This is a genomic window from Providencia sp. PROV252, assembly GCF_033676005.1.
GTDB classification, from domain to species: Bacteria; Pseudomonadota; Gammaproteobacteria; order Enterobacterales; family Enterobacteriaceae; genus Providencia; species Providencia vermicola.
This window is the reverse complement of the sequence record NZ_CP096294.1, coordinates 1,718,095-1,739,886: the sequence shown is the minus strand read 5'-3', so window position 1 is coordinate 1,739,886 and position 21,792 is coordinate 1,718,095. Positions and strand designations below refer to the sequence as shown.

Here is a 21,792-nt window from a genome sequence, read left to right as displayed (position 1 = left end):
CTGAGTTTGAGGCTGATATAAGACTTATTGAGATTTATGCTCATGGTGCCCATGGATACATTTTTAATGATGCCAAAAACCGATATATAGATGGTGCTCCAGTTCAAACACCTAGGGTTATTAATTTTGATACTTACCTAACCGATGGTTATATCCAGACAATTAATTCAGCTTACAGAATTATTATTTAGGTGGCTGATATGAATAAAGTTGAGTTTTTAAAATCCAATGACGTTAAAACACTCATGATGCGCGGAATACACTCAAAAGTAGAAGTGATTAATGCAGCAATAGAAGCGGGAGAAATTGAAGAGGAAGAACGTGATAATTGGGAAAAATGTGACAAGTTTGAGTCTGGTTATTTTAAAGCGGTACCACGGGATGGATATTCTACATATTACTACCCATCAAACCAAAATGTTAAAGGTGCATTTTTTGCTACTACTTTGATGATTTACTGGTAATAAGTGAGTGTGATTATGATTACTGTGAACTCTTACTTTAGCGGAGCTGGCCTAATGGATATAGGCCTATTGCAAGCTGGGATTAATATAGGTCAAGCTTTTGAACTGGATAAATCAGCCTGTAAAACATATAGGCATAATTTAGGTAGTCACGTAAAAGAATGTGATATAGCACTAGAATTAGTTTTAGAACAAAACTCATGTGATGGAATGATATTCACCTACCCATGTACCAAATATAGCACAATTGGCGATATTCATGGCGTACGCACTGGAGATAACTTATTTCTACATGCATTGCGACATTTAGCGATTGCGAGGCCTGAGTTTTATGTTGTTGAGAATGTACCTGGCATGAAAGCATTCCCTGTTGTTATGGAGGCAATGCAAAAAATGCCTGATTATTATGTGAATGTATTTTGCCCTATTCAGTCTGAGACTTGGCTACCACAGAAACGCAGCCGTTTAATTATTATTGGGACTAAAAAATATTTTAATCCGCAACCACCAGTTAACCACAAACCAATTAAATTAGCAGATGTTTTGGAAGTCGAACCAAATATTAATATTCCTAAATCTGTTTATTCAAGAATGAATGGTGAATATAGAGACTTACCTATCATTAGCAACCCCAAGAATGGCGATTTAGCACCAACTTGCATTGCGCATTACGCTAAAGATAAAAGTACTCGACTCGTAGTTGATAAAAACTTTCCAATGGGAGTTAGGCCATACACCGTTCGTGAATACGCAAGACTTCAGGGTGTGCCTGATTGGTTTCAATTCCCAGTAAGCCAAACCGACGCATACCGCCAAATTGGAAATGGTGTAAGTGTTCAGGTAGGCGAATGGGTAGGCCACCAAATTAAACGATATATGAGCTAGATTAATAAGGACTAACAATGAAAGGTAAACTAACAATTTCAAGGCCTACCTATGGTGATGGGCGTGAATTAATAAGCGTAGTAGTCAGGGATGGGGCATCAAGGATTAACTTTCTTGAAATAGAGATAAATTATTCTGATTTTACTAAAGCTATTACTGGGTTAAGTGAGGTTGATTGCGAATTAACCATTCGAGGATTAGAGCAAGTTGGGAAAAAGAAAATTACTGAAGCAAGAACGGCATTGTGCCCAAGCAGATTGGTAGGAAAAGACGCTTACGAAAATTGGCTAAAAGAAAACAAGCAGGAAGAAGGGTGGAAACTCGACGCTTATCTAGGCTCAAAAGGCTCTGTTGAGTACACTGAAAATGGAGTGATATTGAATTATCAAGTTATTAAGTTTGTTGATATAAGTAACTAAATCTGTATGCGGCAGATGTGTGGAGGTAATTATGGTCAAATGTGGTCAGGCTGTAAATAAAGAATATGTGTATATAAAAACGGATGAGTTAGCGGAAAGATATGGACTAACCCCCCATGCTATTCGCTTATGGGCTGGTAACGGGAAGCAAAAGCGCGAGGGCTTCCCGAAACCAAGATTCAGGGCCGACCAGTTAAGCTGGTTAATGCAGGATATTATTGATTGGGAGAATGGTAGACAATTTTAAGTACCTTATTCCACCACTTTTCATATGCCTCATGCTGCTGTTTTAAGTAAGTAAATTTATCATAAGTTTGCCATACACCAGGTAATTTATGACCGACCATTATTTCAGCAACATGAGGATCTGTAAGTTCTGATATCCCAGTTCTCATTGTTCTTCGTAGGTCATGGATTGACCATGTTTTATAATTTTCAAAGCATCTCGACATTCTAACATTCATAACTTCAATGATACGGCCGTACCCGCCATCTTTCATTTGTCTACCACTGGCTATAGTAAACAAATGTTCTCCTCTACTGATATCCATTGCCCTTTCAATTAATTCTTTCGCTGCTGGAATAATCGCCCTAATCAAAGGTCTACCTGATCGCCTGCCACGCTTGTGATTTTCAGGTGGGACTGTCCATATGTTATTCTCTAAATCAAAATCAGTTTTTTTAGCTTTTAGTAACTCACCTACACGGTTGCCAAACAACAAGCAGAGCTTTAATAAAATTTCATTTCTAGGGTTATAGCTTTTTTTATCAATAAATTGAAACAATAAAATTAATTCGTCATCTGTTAAAGTGCGCTCACCTGTATTTTGCTTTACCCCTAAAGATAAGGAAGTCATACCCTCTAACGGTTTACTTTTTATCGCTCCTCGGCTATACCCCCAGAAGTGAGCCTTTTTGGCATTATTCAAAATAACAGCCCCAATGGATGGTGTGTTTTCCGTTATATCCTCGAGCAAGCTAAGCCATGTTTGTAGGTTTACTTCATCATGCGGCAAATCCCCAATTTTGGGATACACATGTATTTCAAATGAACGGTGAATTTCATCAGCTTTTACCTGAGCTGACTTAAGATACTTTTCGTACCATAGGGTAATAATTGACTGTACTGTGTGGGCCGTTATTACATCGATTTTTTTTATTGCCTTGACTACTCTTGGGTTTCTATTTTGTTCAAGCTCCCCTTTGTAAAGTAATGCGGCGTCTCTTGCATCTTTCAGTGATGTAGCAGGATAGCTGCCTATGTCGATTCTTTCTCCCTTTCCTGCCCAGCGGTAACGATACTGGAAGATAATTTTGCCTTTTGGTGTTACTCTCACTGATAACCCATCGCGATCAGATTTTGTCACCATTTTTTCTTGTGGCTTTCCATTAGTAGATCTGAGCCATGAATCTGTCAGCGCCATAAATAACCCCTTACATAATATCCCACAAATTTATGTACACGATTATGTACATATTTCTAGTGATTGCAAGTGACTATTTGTGACTATTACTGATAATGCAATTAATAAAAAACAACTTACTATATGATTATATTAAGTTTATATGATTATTAATAGCTACCCATGATACTTAATGACTATATTGGTATATTATGAATTGAAAAAATCCACGAAAGATGTGGCTCAGCCTTATTACTTTGTATTAAAAGCGGCTAATCATGAAATTATTGCCACCAGTGAGATGTATGCTTCTAAACAATCTGCACTGAAAGGCATCGCCTCCGTGCAAAAAAATGGGTCCTCTGAAACCATTAAAGACCTCACCGTATAATTCGTTTGCCCCTATATACCAATAGGGGCAATTTTTTATTAGATTAAGCGTAATAATGCCGTAACAGCAGCCGCAGACAATACAATAAGAATAAAGGGCTTTTTATACCAAGTAAGTACCCCTGCCACCAAAACGCCCAAAACCTTTGGCCAATCTGAAAATGCATCCCCAGCGAATAACGTCGAGGTCACTGCAACAGAAAATAAAATCACAATCGCAGCAGCAGAAAACAACACTTTACTATTTTCTGATAACACCACGCGCCCTTTAAGTAAGGCCCCTGAAGCTCGCATAAGGTATGTGCCAACAGCTAATATCATGATGCCTGTAAAAATTAACCACGGATTACCCATCATGATTATTTCCTTATATAAATAACTAAGCTCAATAGCGCCAATAAAACAGGGATACCAGCAGGTAAATAAGGAGTGGTTGCAACAGCAATCACCGCACCAATAATGGCGGTTAACCTCAATCGTTTATCTTTTAATGCGGGTAATGAAAGTGCTAAAATAATCGCAGGGAACATAGCATCCATACCGAATACGTGGGTATCATCCATAAAACTGCCTAAAACCTCACCGATAATCACCCCAAGTGGCCAACAAAGTAAAATACCGATACCACACAGCCAAAAAGCAGCACGCTTCTCTTTTTCTGTTTCTTGAGCAAGACCAAAAACCACACTTTCATCGTTCATAATGTGGTAACCCAAAAGTGCCTTCTTTCCCTTCCCTGTTAAATCACCCACTGCAAAACTAAATGGAATATGACGTGAATTAACCAGCAAACCAGCTAAAGCAGCGGAAATAGGGCTTCCCCCCGTAAAGATTACCCCGATAAATAAAAACTCAGATGCTCCCGCAAGCACTAATATTGATAGTGTTAAAGGCACCCAAAAGTCAAACCCTTGAGAATGTGCCAATGCACCGTATGAAATTCCCACAATTAAGTCAGCAAAACACACAAGAGCGATGTTTTTCACTGTGCTATTATTCAGTGTGGAATTGAATGTTGAAGTTAGCATTTCCAATCCGTTCGATATAAAATACATTTGTTCATTATGATGATCATCACGGCGAAGTGCAATCTAAATAGGATATGAAAATTGAATTTACCCACACCACCCATTGACCTTATCGCAAAAGCCCTCGCTCGCGAACGGCAAAAAAGTGGGTTGTCGCTCTCTGAATTGTCACGCAAGGCAGGCATTGCCAAGTCCACCCTGTCACAACTGGAGTCGGGCAGCGGAAACCCAAGTATTGAAACATTGTGGGCGCTTTGCGTTGCGTTAGATATCCCTTTTGCACGTTTAATTGAAGAAAAACAAGAGACTGTAACCGTAATACGCCACGGTGAAGCAATTCCTGTCAGCGCAGAACACGCCAATTATTTAGCCTTTTTATTATCATCAGCCCCAGATAACTCTCGTCGCGATATTTACACTGTGATTGCACAACCAGGACGTGACCGTGTGTCAGAACCGCATATGCGAGGTGTTAGTGAGCACATTATTATCACTGCTGGTAGGGCCTTAGTCGGCCCATTAGATAACCCTATTGAGTTAGCTGTTGGGGATTATATTCACTACCCTGGTGATGACCCCCACATTATGCGCGCATTAGAACCTAATACCATGGCAGTTATGATCATCGATAAACAAAACTAATCGCATAACCATCAATGCTGTTTTGCATTATGATTACACCAAAACAAATACGTTGGAGTTGTAACTATGTCCCACTATGATGAAATTGTTAAAAAAGTGAATTTACTGCTTGATGAAAATTCCGTTCACAATATGAACGAAATGCTTATGCAGCTTTCCCATGATGCAGAACTCAACCAAGAGCAACGCTTTGAGCAGCAACAGCGCTTAAGAGAGGCTATTTTTGTGCATCATGATGTATAAGGATTTCACCCTATACTGAAACTTAATGGCTAATCAGTATAGGATGCCATGCTAATAGCAAAAAACACTATTTACGAGCTTATCGTATTTTTAAAAATCCGTTTGTTGCAAGTACGCCCATGCATATTGTGCGTGCAACTCAGCACCAGTGACCATTGTGTCTTCATCAATATTAAAGCAACCATGGTGATGTGCCCATTGCGTGTCTTTTTCCGCATTTCCTGTGCCTAACAACGCGAAACAACCTGGAATATTTTCAATATAGAAACTGAAATCTTCCCCACCAGGCGTTGGTCTTTCCGTGATTAAGGATTGCTCACCAAAGGCTTCAGAAATAATAGATTGTGCCAATAACGCACTACGTTCTTCATTGATCACAGGCAACGTTCCATAGATATAATCAACCTGAGCTGTAGCTCCGTAGATGGCGGCTGTATGTTCTGCATAACGGCGAATAGCGGCTTCAATGCGATCGCGTGTCGCGATATCAAAACAGCGAACAGTACCATCCAGTACCGCATTTTCCGCAATCACGTTAAAACGCGTACCGACATCCATTTTGCCAATTGTCACAACCGCAGAATCTAATGAAGATGTTTCACGGGAAACAATAGCTTGCAAATTCATCACAAAGGCCGATGCAACAACCGCCGCGTCAATTGTAGCTTCTGGCATAGAACCATGACCGCCACGGCCTTTGAACGTGACCTTTAATAGATCCGCGGAGGCAAAACTCCCCCCTACATTACAAGAAACCTTACCTGATGGCGTTGTCGTCCAGATGTGCATCCCAAATACGTTATCGACATTTTCAATAGCACCTTGCTTGATCATCGCCAGTGCACCTTGTGCAATCTCTTCCGCAGGTTGAAAAATCAAACGCACATTACCCGCAAGCTCGTCTTTAACCTCAACCAATGCTTTCGCTGCAGTTAATAACATCGCCGTGTGGGCATCATGGCCGCACGCATGCATTTTGCCTTCAATCGTCGACTTATATTCTAAAGAATCATTAAGTTCCAACACTGGCAGTGCATCTATATCCGCACGTAATGCGACGGTTTTACCTGGTTTTCCACCTTTAATTTCAGCAATCAGACCCGTTGGCTCTGTGAGACGATATTCGATACCGATTTTGTCTAGTTCTTCAGCAATTCGCTGTGTTGTACGCACTTCTTCGAATGGCAATTCAGGGTGAGCGTGTAGATCACGACGAAAAGCAATCATCTCTGATGTGTGTTTTTTGATTGCAGCTGTAATAATTGGACTGATCATTTTTCTACCTTTACCCTTTTCAATACTGTACTTTGGTGTTTTTCTTAATTATTAACATTCAATAAGTGACTTCACAGTGGCAAACATCACGTCAACGCCACGTGCAATTTGCGCATAATCTGTCCATTCATCAGGGTGATGGCTTAACCCATTACGACTAGGCACAAAAATCAATCCTGTTTGAGTGATCCCTGCAAAAATCATCGTGTCATGCCCTGCACCACTGACCATAGTTCTAAATTTTAAATTTTGTTCACTTGCATGCTGCTGCATTAAGCCAATGATTTCATTATTTAACTCAGTTGGTTGTACATAAAGTGGTTGAATAATCTCGCTATCAATGCCTGCTGACTCACTGGTTTTTTCTGTCAGTTCAATGATTTTCTCAATGATTTTACGCAAAGCAGTATCATTTTTTGAACGAATATCGACGCTAAATACCACTTCACTTGGGATAACATTCGCGCCATTAGGGAGAACATTGAGCCGGCCAACTGTCGCAACCGTATTGTCCCCTGCGGCTTTTGCCAGTGCTGGGATTTCGCTGATAATCTGACTTGCGCACACTAAAGCATCCGCACGCATATTCATTGGGGTTGTTCCTGCATGGCCCGCTTTGCCAGTCAGCTTAATCTCTAACTGGCTAATACCCACTATGGTCTCTACAATCCCCACATCTTCACCCGCCTGTTCAAGCACAGGGCCTTGTTCAATATGCAGCTCAAGAAATGCTTTAACATTTTTTGGGTCTAATACCGCATCCGCCGCTTTGTCTGCATTAAACCCCGCTGCAGCCATGCGTTCTGCAGCGCTGACGCCTTGCCTATCTTTAAGTTGATAGAGCTCTTTAGTACCGATTAAACCCGTGATCACACTGGATGCCATCAAACCACGGCCGAAGCTGGTGCCTTCTTCTTCCACTAGTGCGATCACTTCGAGTGGGTATTTTGGCGTTAAATTTTGTTCCCGAATACGCGCAACCACATCCAGTCCAGTCACTATCCCCGCAGGGCCATCAAACGCGCCACCATGGGGAACAGAGTCAAAATGTGAGCCAATAATCACCGCAGGCAAATCCGCTTGCAGCCCTTCTAGACGACCATAAATGTTGCCAATTGCATCTTCACGAACTTGTAAACCAAGCGCCACCATTTGCTGTTTTAAATATTGGCGGGCCTGTTTATCTTGCTCACTATAGCTCATACGCGTTGTGCCTTGGCCTGGCGTCGCGGTGTATTCTGCCAATTGTTCTAAATGACGTTGAATTCGAGATGTACTTGTTTCCATAATTATTTACCCTGCAACTGGAACAATGTAAGCGACCATAATGCCCGCTAAGACAACAGACACCATGGTGACGGAAATGAAACCACCGACTAACATTGGTCCTAACATATGGCTAGTGAGAATTTGACGCTCTTTTTCGTCTTTTGTTAGTGCGTTAATCGCTTCGTTAGTAATGATGTAATCCGCTGGAAAGCCATACAAGGCAGTTAATGCCACCGCAAAAGCCATCTCTTTAGTGACACCCAACATTTTGCCAACTATCCATGACGCGAGGTACATTCCAATAACCGCGGCACTAATTAACACCACCATTGGATAAACAAGGCGCAATAACATATCTGGTGTTGCATGGTTTAAAGTATCAAAGATAAATAACATCAATGCCATGATAGCAAAACCAAACCCATTGGCTTTTTGCAGAGGTTGCCTTTCTAAGAAACCTAATGAAGATGCAATAACTCCAAATAATAAGCACAGCACGAATGGGCTGATATTCACGTAAGGTGCAGCATAAGATGATGCTAAGTAGGCCAAATACCCTACCGCTGCCAAACGTAAAAATTTGAAATAACTCGTGTTATAGTGATTAGGGATTTTTTTAAACATACGCGGCATTTCGTCTTCCGATACCACGGTTTTCACTTCGACCTCTTTGGCACCCTCTACAGAAAGTGTTTCTTCCCACTGCCCACTACGGTATTTTTCCAGTACGCGACGCCCTTCTTTTTTCAGCATCACTGCCGTCAGCGGATAACCCGCAAACCCTTGCATAACATAGATTAATATTGCAAAAACGGAGAGATCTACTAGCCCTGCTTCCGCAGCACCTTTTGACATAATCAATGAAGAAACAATACCACCTACCAATGGTGGAACAGCAACTAATACCGTATTCATATCAAACAAGGCAACACCGATAATAAAGGTGAGAAAAATAATGCCTAGAATACCCGCCAATGAAATAAGAATGGTTTTCCATTGGCGTAATAATTCTTTCAGGGACAATAAAGTGCCCATATTGGTAATTAATAAGTACATTAGGGAGACAGCAACAACCTGTGGAATACCCGCAATACTAACGATATCTTTCGGGAAGATTGTCCAATACCCTAATAGAAACAATACTGCGCACACGAAAACGGAAGGGATCCAGGCTTTGGTGCGTACCGCTATCGCATCCCCGATATATAATATTCCGACTATCAAAAACAGAGCTAACATCTGCGACATAACTTTTTCCCCGCGTATATCTTTTTATTTGTTTATTTTTTTAGTATTAGAAGCCATTAATATTAGTTAATTACTAATTTACAGCTTATTTATGAATGATAAACCATCAATATAAAGAGCATTTCGCTGCAAACATACAATTTCGCAACAAAATTCATCATAACATTGAAAATACAGATGTATAGATAACTGAACAAGATTAAATCAGGCAGGAATAATGGCAATAAACTTATTAGATAGTGAATTATTACACTTAAAAGCATTTATACATAAATATTCTTTTATTACCGAGGCGATTCAGTAGCGTAAAATATCAACACAGACTTAATTGAGAATCAGATTCACTTTCGTTTATTTTTTAGCCTTTTAAATTATATTCTATTGCAAAAGGATCAAATTTCAATAATTCACACAATCCATGGCGGAAAAACAAAATAAACACGACCAATTTTTACATTTAAATAAAATATTATACTTAATTTTATCGTTAACTATTTTCTCTACAATTAGGACAAATAAAGGCAGATAACCCTTTATCAATGTATAGAATTATTGACAGCAAAAATAAAAAACCCATAAATCACAATTTATGGGCCATTATAAAAACAGATTTAGTTATTAGCTTGCTGCTCAGTCATCATTTTAACCGATTTAATTTTACGGTTATTCTCAAAGCCTGGCTGAGGAACTTTTATAAAGAACGTCAGAATTCCTGCAAAGATATACAACCCAGTATATGCCCAAACAACCCCGACAATATCGAAGAAAGGCAATACCAAGCTCGCAATCGCTGGGGCAGCAAAGTTACTTAAACCCGCAGATAAATTATAAATCGAAACGGCTGCGCCCTTATGGTGTGGTTCAATACTTGGGAATACCGCAGTCATTGGCACAAAGGCCGCAACAAAAATACCCAGTAAAATGGCTGGGATCAGGGCAATCGCAAAATTGTGCCCAAAGTAAACAGGTAAATAATAAAACAGCAAGCTTGAAACAGCCATACCTAAACAACCAAACCACCTGACTTGGCGGATCCAGCCGATATGTTCCCCAACAATGCCCCAAAAAATATTGGTAAAAATAGTCACAAAGAAGAACACAGCCCAAATTTGTAGCCACTCAGAAATAGTAAAGCCTAAGCGGTCAACAAATAGCAATGGCATGATAATCGCAAAGCCAAATAACGAAATCGTATTGATGATACGGATCAAGCTCGCCATAAAAATATTTTTATTGGTAAATAAGATTGTCGCTGCCCGGGATAACTCCGCCATTTTGTCTTTCATTGGCAAATCCACTTTCGAGCGGTCAACAGGGATATTACGCAAGCTAAAGTAAGCAATTATACCGCCGATTGCCACCCAACCTATCGCCATCCAAAGTGTACCTGTTTCCCCCATCATCGGGATTGAGAAACTGGGTAAATAGCTGCCGATGACGCCAATTCCCACTGAGTACATCGCCCAGAACCAGCCCGTTGCGGCCGCGAGGTGAGCACGAGGAATAACCTGCACCAACATCATCATAAAGGAATAAATAAACAGCGGGTAAGCCAACCCACGGATGCCATAAAACAGCAACATCATGCTGTAGCTTTTCATACCTAAGCCAAAAGCCATAAACAGTGCATGCATGACAATCCACAAAACAAAACCGATCATCATGGCTTTTAATGGTGTGATAATTTCAGCAACCACACCCGATGCCCATGCGGCTACTGCAGCCATCAAGCCATAAACGGTGAACACCATTGCTGATTGTGTCGGCGTAAAACCTAAGTCAGTAATATGTTTCGATAAAAAAGCCATTTCAAAACCATCACCACTCATAAAAATAGCGATGGCGATAAACCCCCAGAACAAATGCTTAGGTAGACCAAGCCAATACTGCTGTTGTTCCATTGCAGTTTCCTCATTTTATGTTGTTGTTTTAATTAATTGCGAAGCGCGAGCGATAAAAGCGGTAGGTAGGGAATACCGCCTTTTCGGCCTATTGCGGCATGAGTTCTCTTGCTTGTTTTTGTTGCTGATACAATAAACGGAATACCTCAAGCCGTTGGTTAAGTACCTGTTGATTAAGAGATTGCGGCAAATAGGTGTTAAGAATGTCAGGTTTTTGACACACCTTATCCACATCGCCCCCGTCAGCTAACCATGCAAGGCGTGCAGCACCTAAAGCCCCTGAAGAACTTGCAGGGTGTGTAACGATAGGCACATTAATCACATCTGCAATGAGTTGTGCCCAAATTGGGCTGCGAGCCCCACCCCCTGTTAAGCTACAACGCGGCATTTTTGTCCCTGTTTGTTGTAATACATCCATGCCATCCGCTAAGGCAAAAGTTACCCCTTCAATCACGGCGTAACCCAACTCTGCTCGTGTTGTTTCATTGCGCAGAGCAAAAAAGGAACCTGTGGCATAAGGGTCATTGTGCGGTGTTCTTTCCCCTGAAAGATAAGGCAAAAATATCGGCGCGCGTTTTTTCTGCTCATCCGTTAATTGACCAACCTCGTCCATCAGTTGGTTTTCCGTCGTTGACAATAACTGGCAGGCCCAACGCAAGCAGTTTGCGGCACTTAACATCACACTCATTTGGTGCCAACGGTTTGGCAAGGCATGGGCAAAGGCGTGAACACCATGTTGAGGATCGGCTTGTAGCTGGTTATTCACCACAAAAATCACCCCTGAAGTGCCAAGGGAAATCAGAGCATCTCCTTCATTAATCGCCCCGACACCTACCGCAGAAGCCGCATTATCACCACCGCCACCCGCGATAATTACATCTGCACTCAGCCCCCAATGTGAAGCTAAGTCAGCACGCAAGACACCACTTTTTTCAGCCCCTTCGACCAAAGATGGCATCTGTTCACGGGTTAAATTTGTGGCTGCTAACAATTCATCAGACCAATCACGTTTAGCGACATCAAGCCACAGTGTGCCTGACGCATCCGACATTTCACTGAGAAATTGCCCCGTCATCTTCCAGCGCAAGTAGTCCTTCGGTAACAACACTTTGCTAATTTTACTGAAAACCTGAGGCTCATGTCGCGCCACCCACAAGAGCTTCGGCGCAGTGAAACCAGGCATCACCAAGTTCGCCCCAACGGTCAGGAATTCTGGGTGCTGCTCCATCAACCACTCGCACTCTTTGGCACTACGAGTGTCATTCCATAAGATGCAATCACGTAGCACCTTGTTGTGCTTATCCAATAAAACGGCGCCATGCATTTGCCCCGATAAGCCAATCCCTTTGACTGCCGCCCACGCTTCTGGTGCTTTTTGTTTTAACGTTGCCACGACTGCATTTGTTGCCTCCCACCAGCTATCTGGGGATTGCTCCGCCCATTGAGGGTGAGGCCGTTGCACCGTCAGCGCCATATGGCTTGATGCAACAATTTCCCCTTGGCTGTTAATCAAAACCGCTTTGAGCTCAGAGGTGCCAAGGTCAATTCCAAGGTACATTGCCTTTCTCCTTACAGCGATTGCTGCGGTGATTTTAGCCAAGTGTTGATATTGGCGACCGTTTTACGTATGAGTTCATGGAATTCAGGTGAATGCGCAAGGGAACCAAAAAGCATTTCGCTCGAGACAAATTGCGTTAATGCATCTGGTGAGTTCATCATTTTTTGGTAATATTCCTCATCTAACACACCATCTTGGTATTCATAAGGCAACTCACCTTTTGCCCAGCGTTGCAAGTAAACAAAAAAGAGCGCGGGCAATACCGCCGTTGCCGCGGGCACTTGGTTACGTTGGTAACATTCTTGCAGTGTCGGTGTAATGAACCCAGGAATTTTCGATAAGCCATCAGCGGCAACACGTTGATTAGTGTCTTTAATATAAGGATTACTAAAGCGCTCGAGTACCACATCACGGTACTGTTCTAAATCCAGCGGGCTTGGCGTCAATGAAGGGATTACGTCTTGAGTGACGTAATTCCAGGCCATTTGTTTGATTGGCAATTCACGCGTGCTGTCATCGATAAAATTCAAGCCGATTAGTGTCCCTGCCCAAGCAATACAGCTGTGACTTGCATTCAGGATTCGAATTTTAGCTTCTTCCCACGGCAGTACAGACTCCACCATTTCGACATCCACATTTTCCAATGCAGGCCGTCCGTTAATGAAATCATCTTCAATTACCCACTGAATAAAAGCCTCACCCATGACGGGTGCTTTATCGTCCCAGTTAGTGTGCTGTTTCACGCGTTCTGCCACATCAGGGGTTGGGCGAGGCGTTATTCTATCCACCATGGTATTTGGTGAACGAGTATGGTCTTTCACCCATTGGTAGAGGTCATTTTCGCCTTTTAATTGTAAGAACGATAAAAAACCATGGCGAAAACGTTCACCATTATGACGTAAGTTATCACAGTTTAATAAGGTGACTGGCTCGCCGTGGGCTGTAAGCCGTGCACGCAGGATCTCAGTTAATGCCCCATAAATTGTGATCATTTTTCCCGATAAATCTGCTTGGATATCGGGTTGCTGGACATCTAACTCATGTTGAGGGGTTAAATAATAACCTGCTTCGGTTACCGTAAAAGCGATTACGCGAGTGGCTTTATCACGGCCTTGCTCAACAAGTTGGCTTAAATTTTCATCCCAGTGCAAGATTTTGCGCACTGACGTGATTTTTTCGTAGTGGCGCTCACCTTCTGGCGAAACAGTTTCAAGGGTGTATTCGCCATTTTGCTTCGCTAAGTTATCAAGCAATGCATTTGCGTCATTACGAATATTACCTAGCGCAATAGACCAGCTGTCATCGCCCTGTGCAATTAAGCGGTGTAAATACCAAGCTTGATGAGCACGATGGAATGATCCAGCACCAATGTGCATCCATACGGATTTCTGCTTTAGCATTGTGACTCCTTAACTTAAAAGTAAATATTTGCCATTTTTATGGGCATCTGCCCGTTTGTTATATTTTAGTTTCAATCTACCAAGAATTACTGCGATAATGGTCACAGTAATAACTTTTGCCCTTTTAATAAGCAATTGCCCAGAATTACAATGATGAAAAAAGGCAGGAGACCATCCATGCAGAAAGAATTAAAAAAAATGGAACAAGCCGCGAGAGCCGCGTGGCTGTATTTTGTGGCAGGTAAAACGCAACAAGAAATTGCACAGGAATTGGGGCTATCACGCCAAGTCGCTCAGCGACTGATCTCTTTAGCTAAAGAGCAAGGTATGGTGCATGTGCAAATCACCCACCCTGTTACTGAATGCTTACGGCTGGCCAATGAGATACAGCAAAAATACCATCTCACCCATTGTTATGTAGTACCTTCAGGGCAACTTGATACCGATGCCACGTTGGATATGATCGCCGTTGCGGGCGCAGAATTAATGGAACAATTAATTGAGCAGGATAAACCCCAAGTTATCGGTATCGGTTCAGGTAGAACATTACGCAGCATTATAGATGCACTGCCTTACCTTGAGCTGCCTCAACACCAATGTGTCTCATTAATTGGCGCAATTGCCCGCGATAGCTCTGCAACACGTTACGATATTCCCTTACGTTTTGCAGAAAAACTGCAATGTCGCCACTATATTCTCCCCGCGCCGTTGTATGCGGACAGCCCAGAAGACAAGGCCATGTGGTGCCAACACCGCGTCTATAAAGAGGTCACTGAAAAAGGCTTAAATGCTGATATTACCTTTATTGGTATTGGAGAGGTGGGAAAGAATTGCCCACTAAATTCAGAAGGGTTTGTCACTGATGAGCAACTAGAAATGTTACTGGAAAAAGGTGTCGCGGGAGAACTCTTAGGCCACTTTATTAAAGCCAACGGTGAGCGTTTAGCCACCAGCTTAGATGACACACACACGAGTGTGCCACTATTTTCCCCTCCCATACACCCAGTGATTGCTTTTGCTGGAGGAGCACATAAAACGCAAGCGATTCAAGCCGTCCTCAATGGCAGTTGGATAACGGGTTTAGTCACTGATGAAGCCACGGCTCAACATTTGTTAGCGAATGATTAGTCCAAATATTCAAGCGGCAATAATGTCGCTTGAATATTTTATTGCTCAAACTTATCCTTGAGCCAGCCAGTTATGGCATAGCATGCCAAGCAAAGTAAAGATCAACGCGCCAATCACATGAATAGCGATAGTGCTAATCGCAAAGCCCAATTTCCCTTCTTGGATGAGCACTAACACTTCTAATGAAAAGGTCGAAAAGGTGGTAAAGGCACCGCAAAAGCCTGTCACAATAAAGAGCTTATACGCGGGACTGATATTAGCACTGGCAAAATAGGAAATGGCAAAGCCGATGACGAAGCCACCAACAAGGTTAACCGCAACGGTACCAAGGGGAATATTCGGATAGAGGTGGTTCATTTTCAGGCTAACAAACCACCGAAGCCAGCCACCAAGAACAGAACCAATCGCAATTGCAAATAAAGAGGCGTACATAGAAACTTCCCATAAAGCGTTAGGAGGGATAAATGAAAGGAAAGTCTCCCTGTTATACTCTAAATAATTCGAGTGGCATGTAGGCGACAAGCAAAGATAGTTCGATGAGCATACACAAGTATGTGACTCGGCTATCGTAGTACAGTCAACACCCATGTAACTTGAAGTATTTCGAGTATCGTTCATTTATGCCCTAAATTCAGGGCACATAAACCTACGTACCCCGTCAAATTAACAGGTTAACGTAGGCATCATTAGCCCAACTGGGCGGTTTCTTAACAGCAGGAGGAATGCCATCTCCCTAAATACTTACCTTAAAATAATAAGGCAACTAATTAGGAGATGTAAACCTATTTTATAATAGATGCTATTAATAAGCCGTTAGGCACATACATCAATATGTGGCTAATGCAAATCTGCGGTTTGAATAACACGCGGGATCCATCCCCTAAAAAGTTCAAATTGCAGCTAGGCGTCAAACGAAGATATCCTTAGGAGCATACACCAGTATGTGACTAAGGTACTGACCGCAGTCAACAACGCTGCGGTTTGAAGTATGACGAGCTATTGGGACATTTTTAAAATCGTCCGCACATTACTCGCACTGGTTGCGATAATATCAATCGCCCCTGTGCGCAGTGCGCCCATAATCGCCATAGATTTGGACGATTCAGAGGCAATCGCAATCACACAGGGAATTTTTCTCAGCTCATCAATACTCAAACCTATCACGCGGTCATTCATGACGGTATCCACATGCTGCCCTTGTGCATTGAAAAAATCATATCCTGCAATATCACCGATTACGCCTTGGTTTAAACTTGCATCCACGATTTCGCGGGGCGTAAACCAGCCCAGTTTGACCATATAACTATCTTCATTCATATCGCCTATACCGATTAAGGCAATATCCGCTTTACGAGCACGATCTAGGGTTTCTTTTATGGTGCCATTTTTCATAAAAGCTTGTTTAAGTTCGTTATTTTCCACATACGCTGGGGCGTATAATGTTTCACTGGTTCCCCCAAATTTTTTAGCAAGGCGGCGGCTGATATGGTCGGCGTTTATCGAATCGCCAGGACGATGCGTACCGCCAATACCACAAATAAACCGGCAATCTTTTTCAGGTACGGCACCGCCACTATCGGCAACAACCGCCACATTACGCCCTTGTCCCACCGTGACAATCATATTATCTCGCAGTGTGGTTGATAAATAATTCGCAACCAATGTCCCCACCTGATTACGCTGTTGTTCTTCATCTGGGTGATCTAACGCAATCAACGCGCGGGAAATAGGAAAACGAGAGAGTAACTGTTGCTCAAGCTGGGTACTAAAAATTGGGTGATAGCGAACATTAATTTCAACAATCCCCTCTTCTTTTGCACGCTTTAATAAGCGCCCCACCTTAATTCGCGATATTCCAAACTTATTGGCGATCTCTTCCTGTGTAATTTCATCGCGATAATACGCAATCGCAATTTCAGTCAGTAGCTCGATATCGGAAGATGCTTGTGATCTATCCATAAGGTAGTGGTTTCCTCTCAATTGGTGTTAATCGCGACAAGGATAATACGATTTTAGTATAGCGTTTCTAGTGACAATTAATAAGCGAGTTGTCAAAGACAGTGGATATAAAGCAATGTTTTCGACTCTATATCCACTAAAAAAATAGAATAAACTGTTATGCGCTGGCTAAAGCGCCATGTTTTTCAACGCTTTGGGCAAGTTGGCAAAGTAATAAACAGCAAGATGTGGCCCCTGCATCTAATACCCCACGCGAACGTTCCCCTAACCGACTCGCGCGTCCAATTTTTGCCACTAAGTCTAATGTTGAATCACGTCCTGCAATAGCCGCAGTTTGCATTGCATCTAGCGCTTGCTTGAAATCCTTACCTGCATTAGTTGCAGATTCAAACGCATTAATTGCAGGGATCAGTGTATCCATTAAGCATTTATCCCCCACGTTTGCGCTACTAATGTCTTGCAACTCCGATAAGCCGTTTTGTAGCATCGCCAGGAAATCTTGCTGTGAAAGCTCACTTTTACCTGAAATACTGTCAGACATCCCCATAAAGAAGCTGCCGTACAGTGGCCCCATCGAACCACCGATACCTTCCATTAGCGCATCCGAGATCTCTTCAAAACCTTCACTGAGGGATAATTCACGGCCTTCAATCGCTTTAGCGCATAGGTTGAAACCTTTCGCCATATTAATACCGTGGTCACCATCGCCAATTGCACCATCGATTTCACTGAGGTATTCACGGTTAGACACAATGATGTGGACTAAATCCAGCGTTATTTCATTACCACGTTCCGTTGAGATAACTTGCATAATGAGCTCCTTTACTTAACCTGTGTTAAACCTAATGAATACGCAGGGACATCCATCAATGTCTTTAATTCTTCATCCACTTTCATTAATGTCAGTGTGACGCCCATCATTTCGAGTGAGGTAAAATAATTGCCCACATAGTTACGCACGATACGAACGCCTTTCTCACGTAATAATTTTTCGACTTCAGCGTAATAGATGTACAACTCCATCACTGGGGTCGCACCCAGCCCAGAAACCAATACGACAACCTCATCCCCTTGTTTTGCCTGCATATCGGTTAAAATTGGCGCTAACATCGTTTGTGCCATTTGCGCCGCTGATTGGATTGGCATAATTTCAATGCCTGGTTCACCATGGTGACCGATGCCAAGCTCCATCATACCATCTTCGATATGGAAATTCGGGTGCCCCACCGCCGGAATTGTGCAAGACGTCAAACCAACACCAATTGAGTGGCAATTATTAATGGCTTTTTGTGCCGCATTAATCACCCCATCAAGGTCATAACCTTTACTTGCCGCCGCCGAGCCAACTTTCCACATTAAAATTTCACCCGCAACACCACGGCGTTTCTCTTTTTCACTTGCGGGTGCAGAGGCAACATCGTCAGTCGCAACAACAGTTTTAATCTTCATGCCCGCTTTTTCGGCTTTTTTCATCGCCATTTTCACGTTCATGTTGTCGCCTGCGTAGTTACCATACAAACAGGCAACACCAGCACCACTATCTGCGGCTTTGAACGCATCTAAAAAAGCCCCTGCGGTTGGTGAAGAGAAAATCTCACCGATAGCCACCGCATCTAACATGTTTTCACCCACATAACCTAAAAATGCGGGCTCATGACCTGACCCTCCCCCAGTGACAATCCCCACTTTTCCTTGGATTGGCGCCTTCGGATATTTCAGAACGCGGGCGTTATCGGTCTGCGCAAAATATTCAGGGTGCGCTTTTAAATAGCCTTGAATAGCGTCTTCAACAACTAGGTCAGGTTCATTAATGATTCTGTTCATAATTCCCTCTTTTACTTATTTTCTGGTGTTAGCTGCATTTTTGCTGACTGATCAAGAAGTTCTTGCGGTACGGTGATAAACCTCATCAATATCGCACTGAACAAATAAAGCCCTGAGAAAATCCAAATCACACCAAATGCCCCGACACTGCTAATAAATATCCCAACAAGTGCAGGACCAACGAAGGTACTGAGCCCCGCACCCAAATTCAGTACGGACATCGCAGCGCCTTTATTTTCAGGTGCGAGTGATGGCATGATGGCAGAGAGCGGTACGTAACCTGCAAGGCACGCCCCAAATAACCCAGCCGCTATCATCATCAGGGTATAGTTATGGCCGAAGTAATACGGCACGTAATAGAACATTAGGGTACAAAGCATACAACCGACACATCCGAACCAAATCACAATATTGCGCCAACCAATACGATCACTGACGACACCGAAAATGAGGTTGAAGGCAATATTCACGGTCCAAAGTGCGGCATAGATATGTAACCATTCTGTGCGGGAAAAGCCAAAATCAGCAAGAAACATTGGCATGAAGATCACAAAACCGTAAGCCGCTGATGTATTTATTGTTCTAACAATTCCCCCTAAGCCAATTTTGGGGTTTTCAAATGCAATGGTGATCCCTTTAAACACATAGTTAAGCGACACTTTTTGTTTTGGTTGTTCGCCGCCCTCATGGTTTCGGTTAAGGGCAATCGCGATAAATGCCCCGATGGTGACAAAAATCAGCCCGCTCCATAACGTTGCCATTTCACCTAAAATCGGTAAGGCATAACTTGAATACATCACACCCAAGACACCTAACCCGCCACTGTAGACGAACCAGAAGATCCCCACGGCGGAGCCCAATTTTTTAATAGGCGCTTCATATGCCACCCAAACTAAGAAACCGTATGCAAACATTGGGTAACCGAATCCACGTAATGCATAGGTTGGGATCATGATAGATAAGCTGTTACTTGGCAGACCAATCGATAAGAAAATGACTGAACCAATCACAAACATCACAAACCCGAAAATCATCACTCGGCGAGCAGTATAAATTTCCGCTAAAACGCCAGACAACCACGCCGCAACCGCAGCAAAAAAACCATATACGCTGAACAGTAATGAAGATTGTTCAATACTCATTCCGCGGCTAATGATAAAAGGTGAAAGCCACCCTTGTTCGAGCCCTTCCCCCATCATGAAGATAAGAACACCAAAATAGCCAAGGAGCAACTTTGGCGAAAACCCCGTTACTTTAGACAGTTTATTGATTATCATATTGTTAACCTCAGTGCGTGTTCGCTGGGCTAGGACCTGAATAACAAGCCTTGGTAGGGTGACATTTATTCAGGTCCAATTTTTCTCATTATTGTTTTATTTGCTTGTGAACCCACGACAGCATTACAGGTTCGGGTCTAAGACCACCTTGATATGCGGGTCGCCCTTCGCCATCATGGAAAAACCTTCCGCAAATTTATCTAACGGTAAAATATCCGTTACCACACCTTTTGTCGGGAAATCACCATTGCCGATACCTTCGATAACCAATGGATAGCAATATGGGCCTAAGTGAGAACCTAATAAATCCAGTTCTTTACGGTCACTGATAATGCTCCAATCAACGGTAACAGGGTCTTTAAAGACAGAGAACTCAACGAATGTACCGAGTTTACGGATCATTTTGAGTCCCTGTTCAACAGATTTCGGTGCACCAGTCGCTTCAATGTAAATGTCGCAACCATACCCTTCCGTCATCCCTTTAATGATTTTGTCCACATCATCACGTTTAGGGTTCAGAACCATATCTGCGCCAAATTCTTTAGCGAGTTCTAATCGCTTATCGAATAAATCCAGTACCACTAATTTGCCTGCACCCGATTTTTTGATTGCACCAATCATACCTAAACCAAGCGTTCCTGCGCCCGAAAGCACCACAACATCGCCCAGTTTCACATTCGCGCGTTGTACTGCATGCAATGAACAGGCATACGGCTCAATCAAAATTGCGTCTTCAATCGGCATATCCACAGGCACATGGTAGTTGATGGCTTCTTTGGTAAATTTCATATACTGAGCCATACCGCCATTGACATTATTCTGGAAACCATACAGGTCGTGTTTTTCACACATCCAATATTCACCCCGTTTACAGAAACGGCATTCCCAGCAAGGAACTATTTGCTCGGAGATTACGCGGTCACCTAATGCAAAACCTTCTACTTTTGAGCCAAAGCCAACAACGTGACCGATAAATTCGTGCCCTGGGATCATGGGCGCTTTAATATAGGCAGGTTGCTCAGCATCTCCCCAAAAGCTTGGAGCTCCTTCAAACGCTTTCACATCACCAGCACAAATCCCGCACGCTTCGACGCGAACTAATATTTCTTCTTCACCAATTTTTGGAACATCGACAGTTTCTAAACGGTAATCTTTCGGTGCATAAGCCACTACCGCTTTCATTTTTTCTGGAATGCCTTCGCTCATCGTGGCTTTTGGATCACAGTGTTCACACATAGTTTTACCCTCGGCGGTTTGTTAAATGAACATAAGTTCAATGAAGATACAAATTAACCATACCTTCTTTTAATCATCGATGCACATCACCAGATTCTCAAAGTGTGATTCAGAGCAAATATTCCTATAAAATCGACGTAAAATGATGACTTTGAGCTTTTTTAGCAAAAAAAAGTGGATTTAAGGCCGTAGATCACAAAATAAAGCTTATTTAAACTAAAAACATATGTTCACCTATTGATT

At 42.6% G+C, this 21,792-nt stretch carries 23 protein-coding genes and 1 riboswitch; of the genes, 8 read left to right on the top strand and 15 right to left on the bottom strand.

What is annotated here, in order from left to right:
• Nucleotides 1-200: 200 nt before the first annotated feature.
• The 4 genes from M1F05_RS07870 to M1F05_RS07855 are packed head-to-tail and all read left to right on the top strand — an operon-like array spanning nt 201 to nt 2,015.
• Nucleotides 201-464 carry a hypothetical protein gene (locus M1F05_RS07870; protein ID WP_318826006.1) on the top strand — a complete coding sequence of 88 codons (264 nt, stop codon included), beginning with the start codon at nt 201-203 and terminating at the stop codon, nt 462-464.
• 54 nt (nt 465-518) lie between these two features.
• Nucleotides 519-1,349 carry a DNA cytosine methyltransferase gene (locus tag M1F05_RS07865; RefSeq protein ID WP_412990645.1) on the top strand — a complete coding sequence of 277 codons (831 nt, stop codon included), beginning with the start codon at nt 519-521 and terminating at the stop codon, nt 1,347-1,349.
• A gap of 17 nt (nt 1,350-1,366) precedes the next feature.
• A complete protein-coding gene (locus M1F05_RS07860; protein WP_318826004.1) occupies nt 1,367-1,768 on the top strand; it encodes a hypothetical protein in 402 nt (133 codons plus the stop codon).
• A 31-nt stretch (nt 1,769-1,799) separates the two neighbouring features.
• Nucleotides 1,800-2,015 (top strand): hypothetical protein, encoded by a 216-nt coding sequence (locus M1F05_RS07855; RefSeq protein ID WP_318826003.1) that lies wholly within the window; start codon nt 1,800-1,802, stop codon nt 2,013-2,015.
• Here the strand turns inward: M1F05_RS07855 and M1F05_RS07850 are convergent.
• Nucleotides 1,984-3,192 carry a site-specific integrase gene (locus tag M1F05_RS07850; RefSeq protein WP_318826002.1) on the bottom strand — a complete coding sequence of 403 codons (1,209 nt, stop codon included), beginning with the start codon at nt 3,190-3,192 and terminating at the stop codon, nt 1,984-1,986. The two genes, M1F05_RS07855 and M1F05_RS07850, sit on opposite strands and share 32 nt — an antisense overlap.
• A gap of 172 nt (nt 3,193-3,364) precedes the next feature.
• Between M1F05_RS07850 and M1F05_RS07845 the strand changes: the two genes are divergently transcribed.
• Nucleotides 3,365-3,562, top strand: coding sequence for a YegP family protein (locus tag M1F05_RS07845; RefSeq protein WP_412990644.1), 198 nt, complete (start codon nt 3,365-3,367; stop codon nt 3,560-3,562).
• Nucleotides 3,563-3,600: 38 nt separating this feature from the next.
• Here M1F05_RS07845 and M1F05_RS07840 read toward each other — a convergent pair whose 3' ends face one another.
• A complete protein-coding gene (locus M1F05_RS07840) occupies nt 3,601-3,918 on the bottom strand; it encodes an AzlD domain-containing protein (RefSeq protein WP_206083984.1) in 318 nt (105 codons plus the stop codon).
• 2 nt (nt 3,919-3,920) lie between these two features.
• Nucleotides 3,921-4,589, bottom strand: coding sequence for an AzlC family ABC transporter permease (locus M1F05_RS07835; RefSeq protein WP_206083983.1), 669 nt, complete (start codon nt 4,587-4,589; stop codon nt 3,921-3,923).
• An 81-nt stretch (nt 4,590-4,670) separates the two neighbouring features.
• Here M1F05_RS07835 and M1F05_RS07830 point away from each other — a divergent pair, with 81 nt between their 5' ends.
• A complete protein-coding gene (locus M1F05_RS07830) occupies nt 4,671-5,231 on the top strand; it encodes a helix-turn-helix domain-containing protein (RefSeq protein WP_206083982.1) in 561 nt (186 codons plus the stop codon).
• Nucleotides 5,232-5,297: 66 nt separating this feature from the next.
• Entirely contained in the window at nt 5,298-5,474 is a 177-nt protein-coding gene (locus M1F05_RS07825; protein WP_206083981.1) for a DUF2526 family protein, read from the top strand.
• A 90-nt stretch (nt 5,475-5,564) separates the two neighbouring features.
• On the opposite strand, the gene M1F05_RS07820 is transcribed toward M1F05_RS07825, so the two are convergent.
• The 6 genes from M1F05_RS07820 to dalD all read right to left on the bottom strand — a co-directional run bounded on the left by M1F05_RS07820 (nt 5,565) and on the right by dalD (nt 14,125).
• On the bottom strand, nt 5,565-6,749 hold the full coding sequence (locus M1F05_RS07820) for an amidohydrolase (RefSeq protein ID WP_206083980.1): 1,185 nt from the start codon (nt 6,747-6,749) through the stop codon (nt 5,565-5,567).
• A gap of 51 nt (nt 6,750-6,800) precedes the next feature.
• Nucleotides 6,801-8,036, bottom strand: coding sequence for a Zn-dependent hydrolase (locus M1F05_RS07815; protein ID WP_206083979.1), 1,236 nt, complete (start codon nt 8,034-8,036; stop codon nt 6,801-6,803).
• A gap of 6 nt (nt 8,037-8,042) precedes the next feature.
• Nucleotides 8,043-9,266, bottom strand: a complete 1,224-nt coding sequence (locus tag M1F05_RS07810) for a hypothetical protein (RefSeq protein WP_206083978.1) — start codon at nt 9,264-9,266, stop codon at nt 8,043-8,045.
• A 611-nt stretch (nt 9,267-9,877) separates the two neighbouring features.
• Complete coding sequence (locus M1F05_RS07805; RefSeq protein WP_206083977.1) at nt 9,878-11,167, bottom strand: MFS transporter; 1,290 nt, start codon at nt 11,165-11,167, stop codon at nt 9,878-9,880.
• Nucleotides 11,168-11,255: 88 nt separating this feature from the next.
• Nucleotides 11,256-12,725, bottom strand: a complete 1,470-nt coding sequence (gene xylB, locus M1F05_RS07800; RefSeq protein WP_206083976.1) for a xylulokinase — start codon at nt 12,723-12,725, stop codon at nt 11,256-11,258.
• A gap of 11 nt (nt 12,726-12,736) precedes the next feature.
• The gene (dalD, locus tag M1F05_RS07795) at nt 12,737-14,125 is read right to left on the bottom strand and encodes a D-arabinitol 4-dehydrogenase (RefSeq protein WP_206083975.1); all 1,389 of its coding nucleotides are present in this window, start codon (nt 14,123-14,125) and stop codon (nt 12,737-12,739) included.
• Between the two features lie 177 nt (nt 14,126-14,302).
• Here dalD and M1F05_RS07790 point away from each other — a divergent pair, with 177 nt between their 5' ends.
• Nucleotides 14,303-15,253: a sugar-binding transcriptional regulator gene (locus M1F05_RS07790; RefSeq protein WP_206083974.1), complete on the top strand. Its 951-nt coding sequence runs from the start codon at nt 14,303-14,305 to the stop codon at nt 15,251-15,253.
• Between the two features lie 51 nt (nt 15,254-15,304).
• Here M1F05_RS07790 and crcB read toward each other — a convergent pair whose 3' ends face one another.
• The 6 genes from crcB to M1F05_RS07760 all read right to left on the bottom strand — a co-directional run bounded on the left by crcB (nt 15,305) and on the right by M1F05_RS07760 (nt 21,549).
• Nucleotides 15,305-15,685 carry a fluoride efflux transporter CrcB gene (gene crcB, locus M1F05_RS07785; RefSeq protein ID WP_206083973.1) on the bottom strand — a complete coding sequence of 127 codons (381 nt, stop codon included), beginning with the start codon at nt 15,683-15,685 and terminating at the stop codon, nt 15,305-15,307.
• A gap of 238 nt (nt 15,686-15,923) precedes the next feature.
• Nucleotides 15,924-15,995: riboswitch (Fluoride riboswitch) on the bottom strand.
• A 254-nt stretch (nt 15,996-16,249) separates the two neighbouring features.
• Nucleotides 16,250-17,212: a sugar-binding transcriptional regulator gene (locus M1F05_RS07780; protein ID WP_206083972.1), complete on the bottom strand. Its 963-nt coding sequence runs from the start codon at nt 17,210-17,212 to the stop codon at nt 16,250-16,252.
• 157 nt (nt 17,213-17,369) lie between these two features.
• The gene (dhaL, locus tag M1F05_RS07775; protein ID WP_206083971.1) at nt 17,370-18,023 is read right to left on the bottom strand and encodes a dihydroxyacetone kinase subunit DhaL; all 654 of its coding nucleotides are present in this window, start codon (nt 18,021-18,023) and stop codon (nt 17,370-17,372) included.
• A gap of 11 nt (nt 18,024-18,034) precedes the next feature.
• The gene (locus M1F05_RS07770) at nt 18,035-19,036 is read right to left on the bottom strand and encodes a dihydroxyacetone kinase subunit DhaK (protein WP_206083970.1); all 1,002 of its coding nucleotides are present in this window, start codon (nt 19,034-19,036) and stop codon (nt 18,035-18,037) included.
• Between the two features lie 11 nt (nt 19,037-19,047).
• Nucleotides 19,048-20,313, bottom strand: coding sequence for an MFS transporter (locus M1F05_RS07765; protein WP_225818175.1), 1,266 nt, complete (start codon nt 20,311-20,313; stop codon nt 19,048-19,050).
• Nucleotides 20,314-20,436: 123 nt separating this feature from the next.
• Nucleotides 20,437-21,549: an MDR/zinc-dependent alcohol dehydrogenase-like family protein gene (locus M1F05_RS07760; protein ID WP_272516243.1), complete on the bottom strand. Its 1,113-nt coding sequence runs from the start codon at nt 21,547-21,549 to the stop codon at nt 20,437-20,439.
• Nucleotides 21,550-21,792: the final 243 nt, after the last annotated feature.

Coding starts and splice junctions, on each gene's coding strand:
- M1F05_RS07845 (WP_412990644.1), top strand. CDS start 3,365: ATGACTATATTGGTATATTATGAATTGAAAAAATCCACGAAAGATGTG.
- M1F05_RS07815 (WP_206083979.1), bottom strand. CDS start 8,036: ATGGAAACAAGTACATCTCGAATTCAACGTCATTTAGAACAATTGGCA.
- M1F05_RS07870 (WP_318826006.1), top strand. CDS start 201: ATGAATAAAGTTGAGTTTTTAAAATCCAATGACGTTAAAACACTCATG.
- M1F05_RS07865 (WP_412990645.1), top strand. CDS start 519: ATGGATATAGGCCTATTGCAAGCTGGGATTAATATAGGTCAAGCTTTT.
- M1F05_RS07855 (WP_318826003.1), top strand. CDS start 1,800: ATGGTCAAATGTGGTCAGGCTGTAAATAAAGAATATGTGTATATAAAA.
- M1F05_RS07780 (WP_206083972.1), bottom strand. CDS start 17,212: ATGGATAGATCACAAGCATCTTCCGATATCGAGCTACTGACTGAAATT.
- M1F05_RS07840 (WP_206083984.1), bottom strand. CDS start 3,918: ATGATGGGTAATCCGTGGTTAATTTTTACAGGCATCATGATATTAGCT.
- M1F05_RS07765 (WP_225818175.1), bottom strand. CDS start 20,313: ATGATAATCAATAAACTGTCTAAAGTAACGGGGTTTTCGCCAAAGTTG.
- M1F05_RS07825 (WP_206083981.1), top strand. CDS start 5,298: ATGTCCCACTATGATGAAATTGTTAAAAAAGTGAATTTACTGCTTGAT.
- dhaL (WP_206083971.1), bottom strand. CDS start 18,023: ATGCAAGTTATCTCAACGGAACGTGGTAATGAAATAACGCTGGATTTA.
- M1F05_RS07770 (WP_206083970.1), bottom strand. CDS start 19,036: ATGAACAGAATCATTAATGAACCTGACCTAGTTGTTGAAGACGCTATT.
- M1F05_RS07820 (WP_206083980.1), bottom strand. CDS start 6,749: ATGATCAGTCCAATTATTACAGCTGCAATCAAAAAACACACATCAGAG.
- M1F05_RS07760 (WP_272516243.1), bottom strand. CDS start 21,549: ATGTGTGAACACTGTGATCCAAAAGCCACGATGAGCGAAGGCATTCCA.
- M1F05_RS07850 (WP_318826002.1), bottom strand. CDS start 3,192: ATGGCGCTGACAGATTCATGGCTCAGATCTACTAATGGAAAGCCACAA.
- dalD (WP_206083975.1), bottom strand. CDS start 14,125: ATGCTAAAGCAGAAATCCGTATGGATGCACATTGGTGCTGGATCATTC.
- M1F05_RS07790 (WP_206083974.1), top strand. CDS start 14,303: ATGCAGAAAGAATTAAAAAAAATGGAACAAGCCGCGAGAGCCGCGTGG.
- M1F05_RS07805 (WP_206083977.1), bottom strand. CDS start 11,167: ATGGAACAACAGCAGTATTGGCTTGGTCTACCTAAGCATTTGTTCTGG.
- crcB (WP_206083973.1), bottom strand. CDS start 15,685: ATGTACGCCTCTTTATTTGCAATTGCGATTGGTTCTGTTCTTGGTGGC.
- M1F05_RS07860 (WP_318826004.1), top strand. CDS start 1,367: ATGAAAGGTAAACTAACAATTTCAAGGCCTACCTATGGTGATGGGCGT.
- xylB (WP_206083976.1), bottom strand. CDS start 12,725: ATGTACCTTGGAATTGACCTTGGCACCTCTGAGCTCAAAGCGGTTTTG.
- M1F05_RS07835 (WP_206083983.1), bottom strand. CDS start 4,589: ATGCTAACTTCAACATTCAATTCCACACTGAATAATAGCACAGTGAAA.
- M1F05_RS07810 (WP_206083978.1), bottom strand. CDS start 9,266: ATGTCGCAGATGTTAGCTCTGTTTTTGATAGTCGGAATATTATATATC.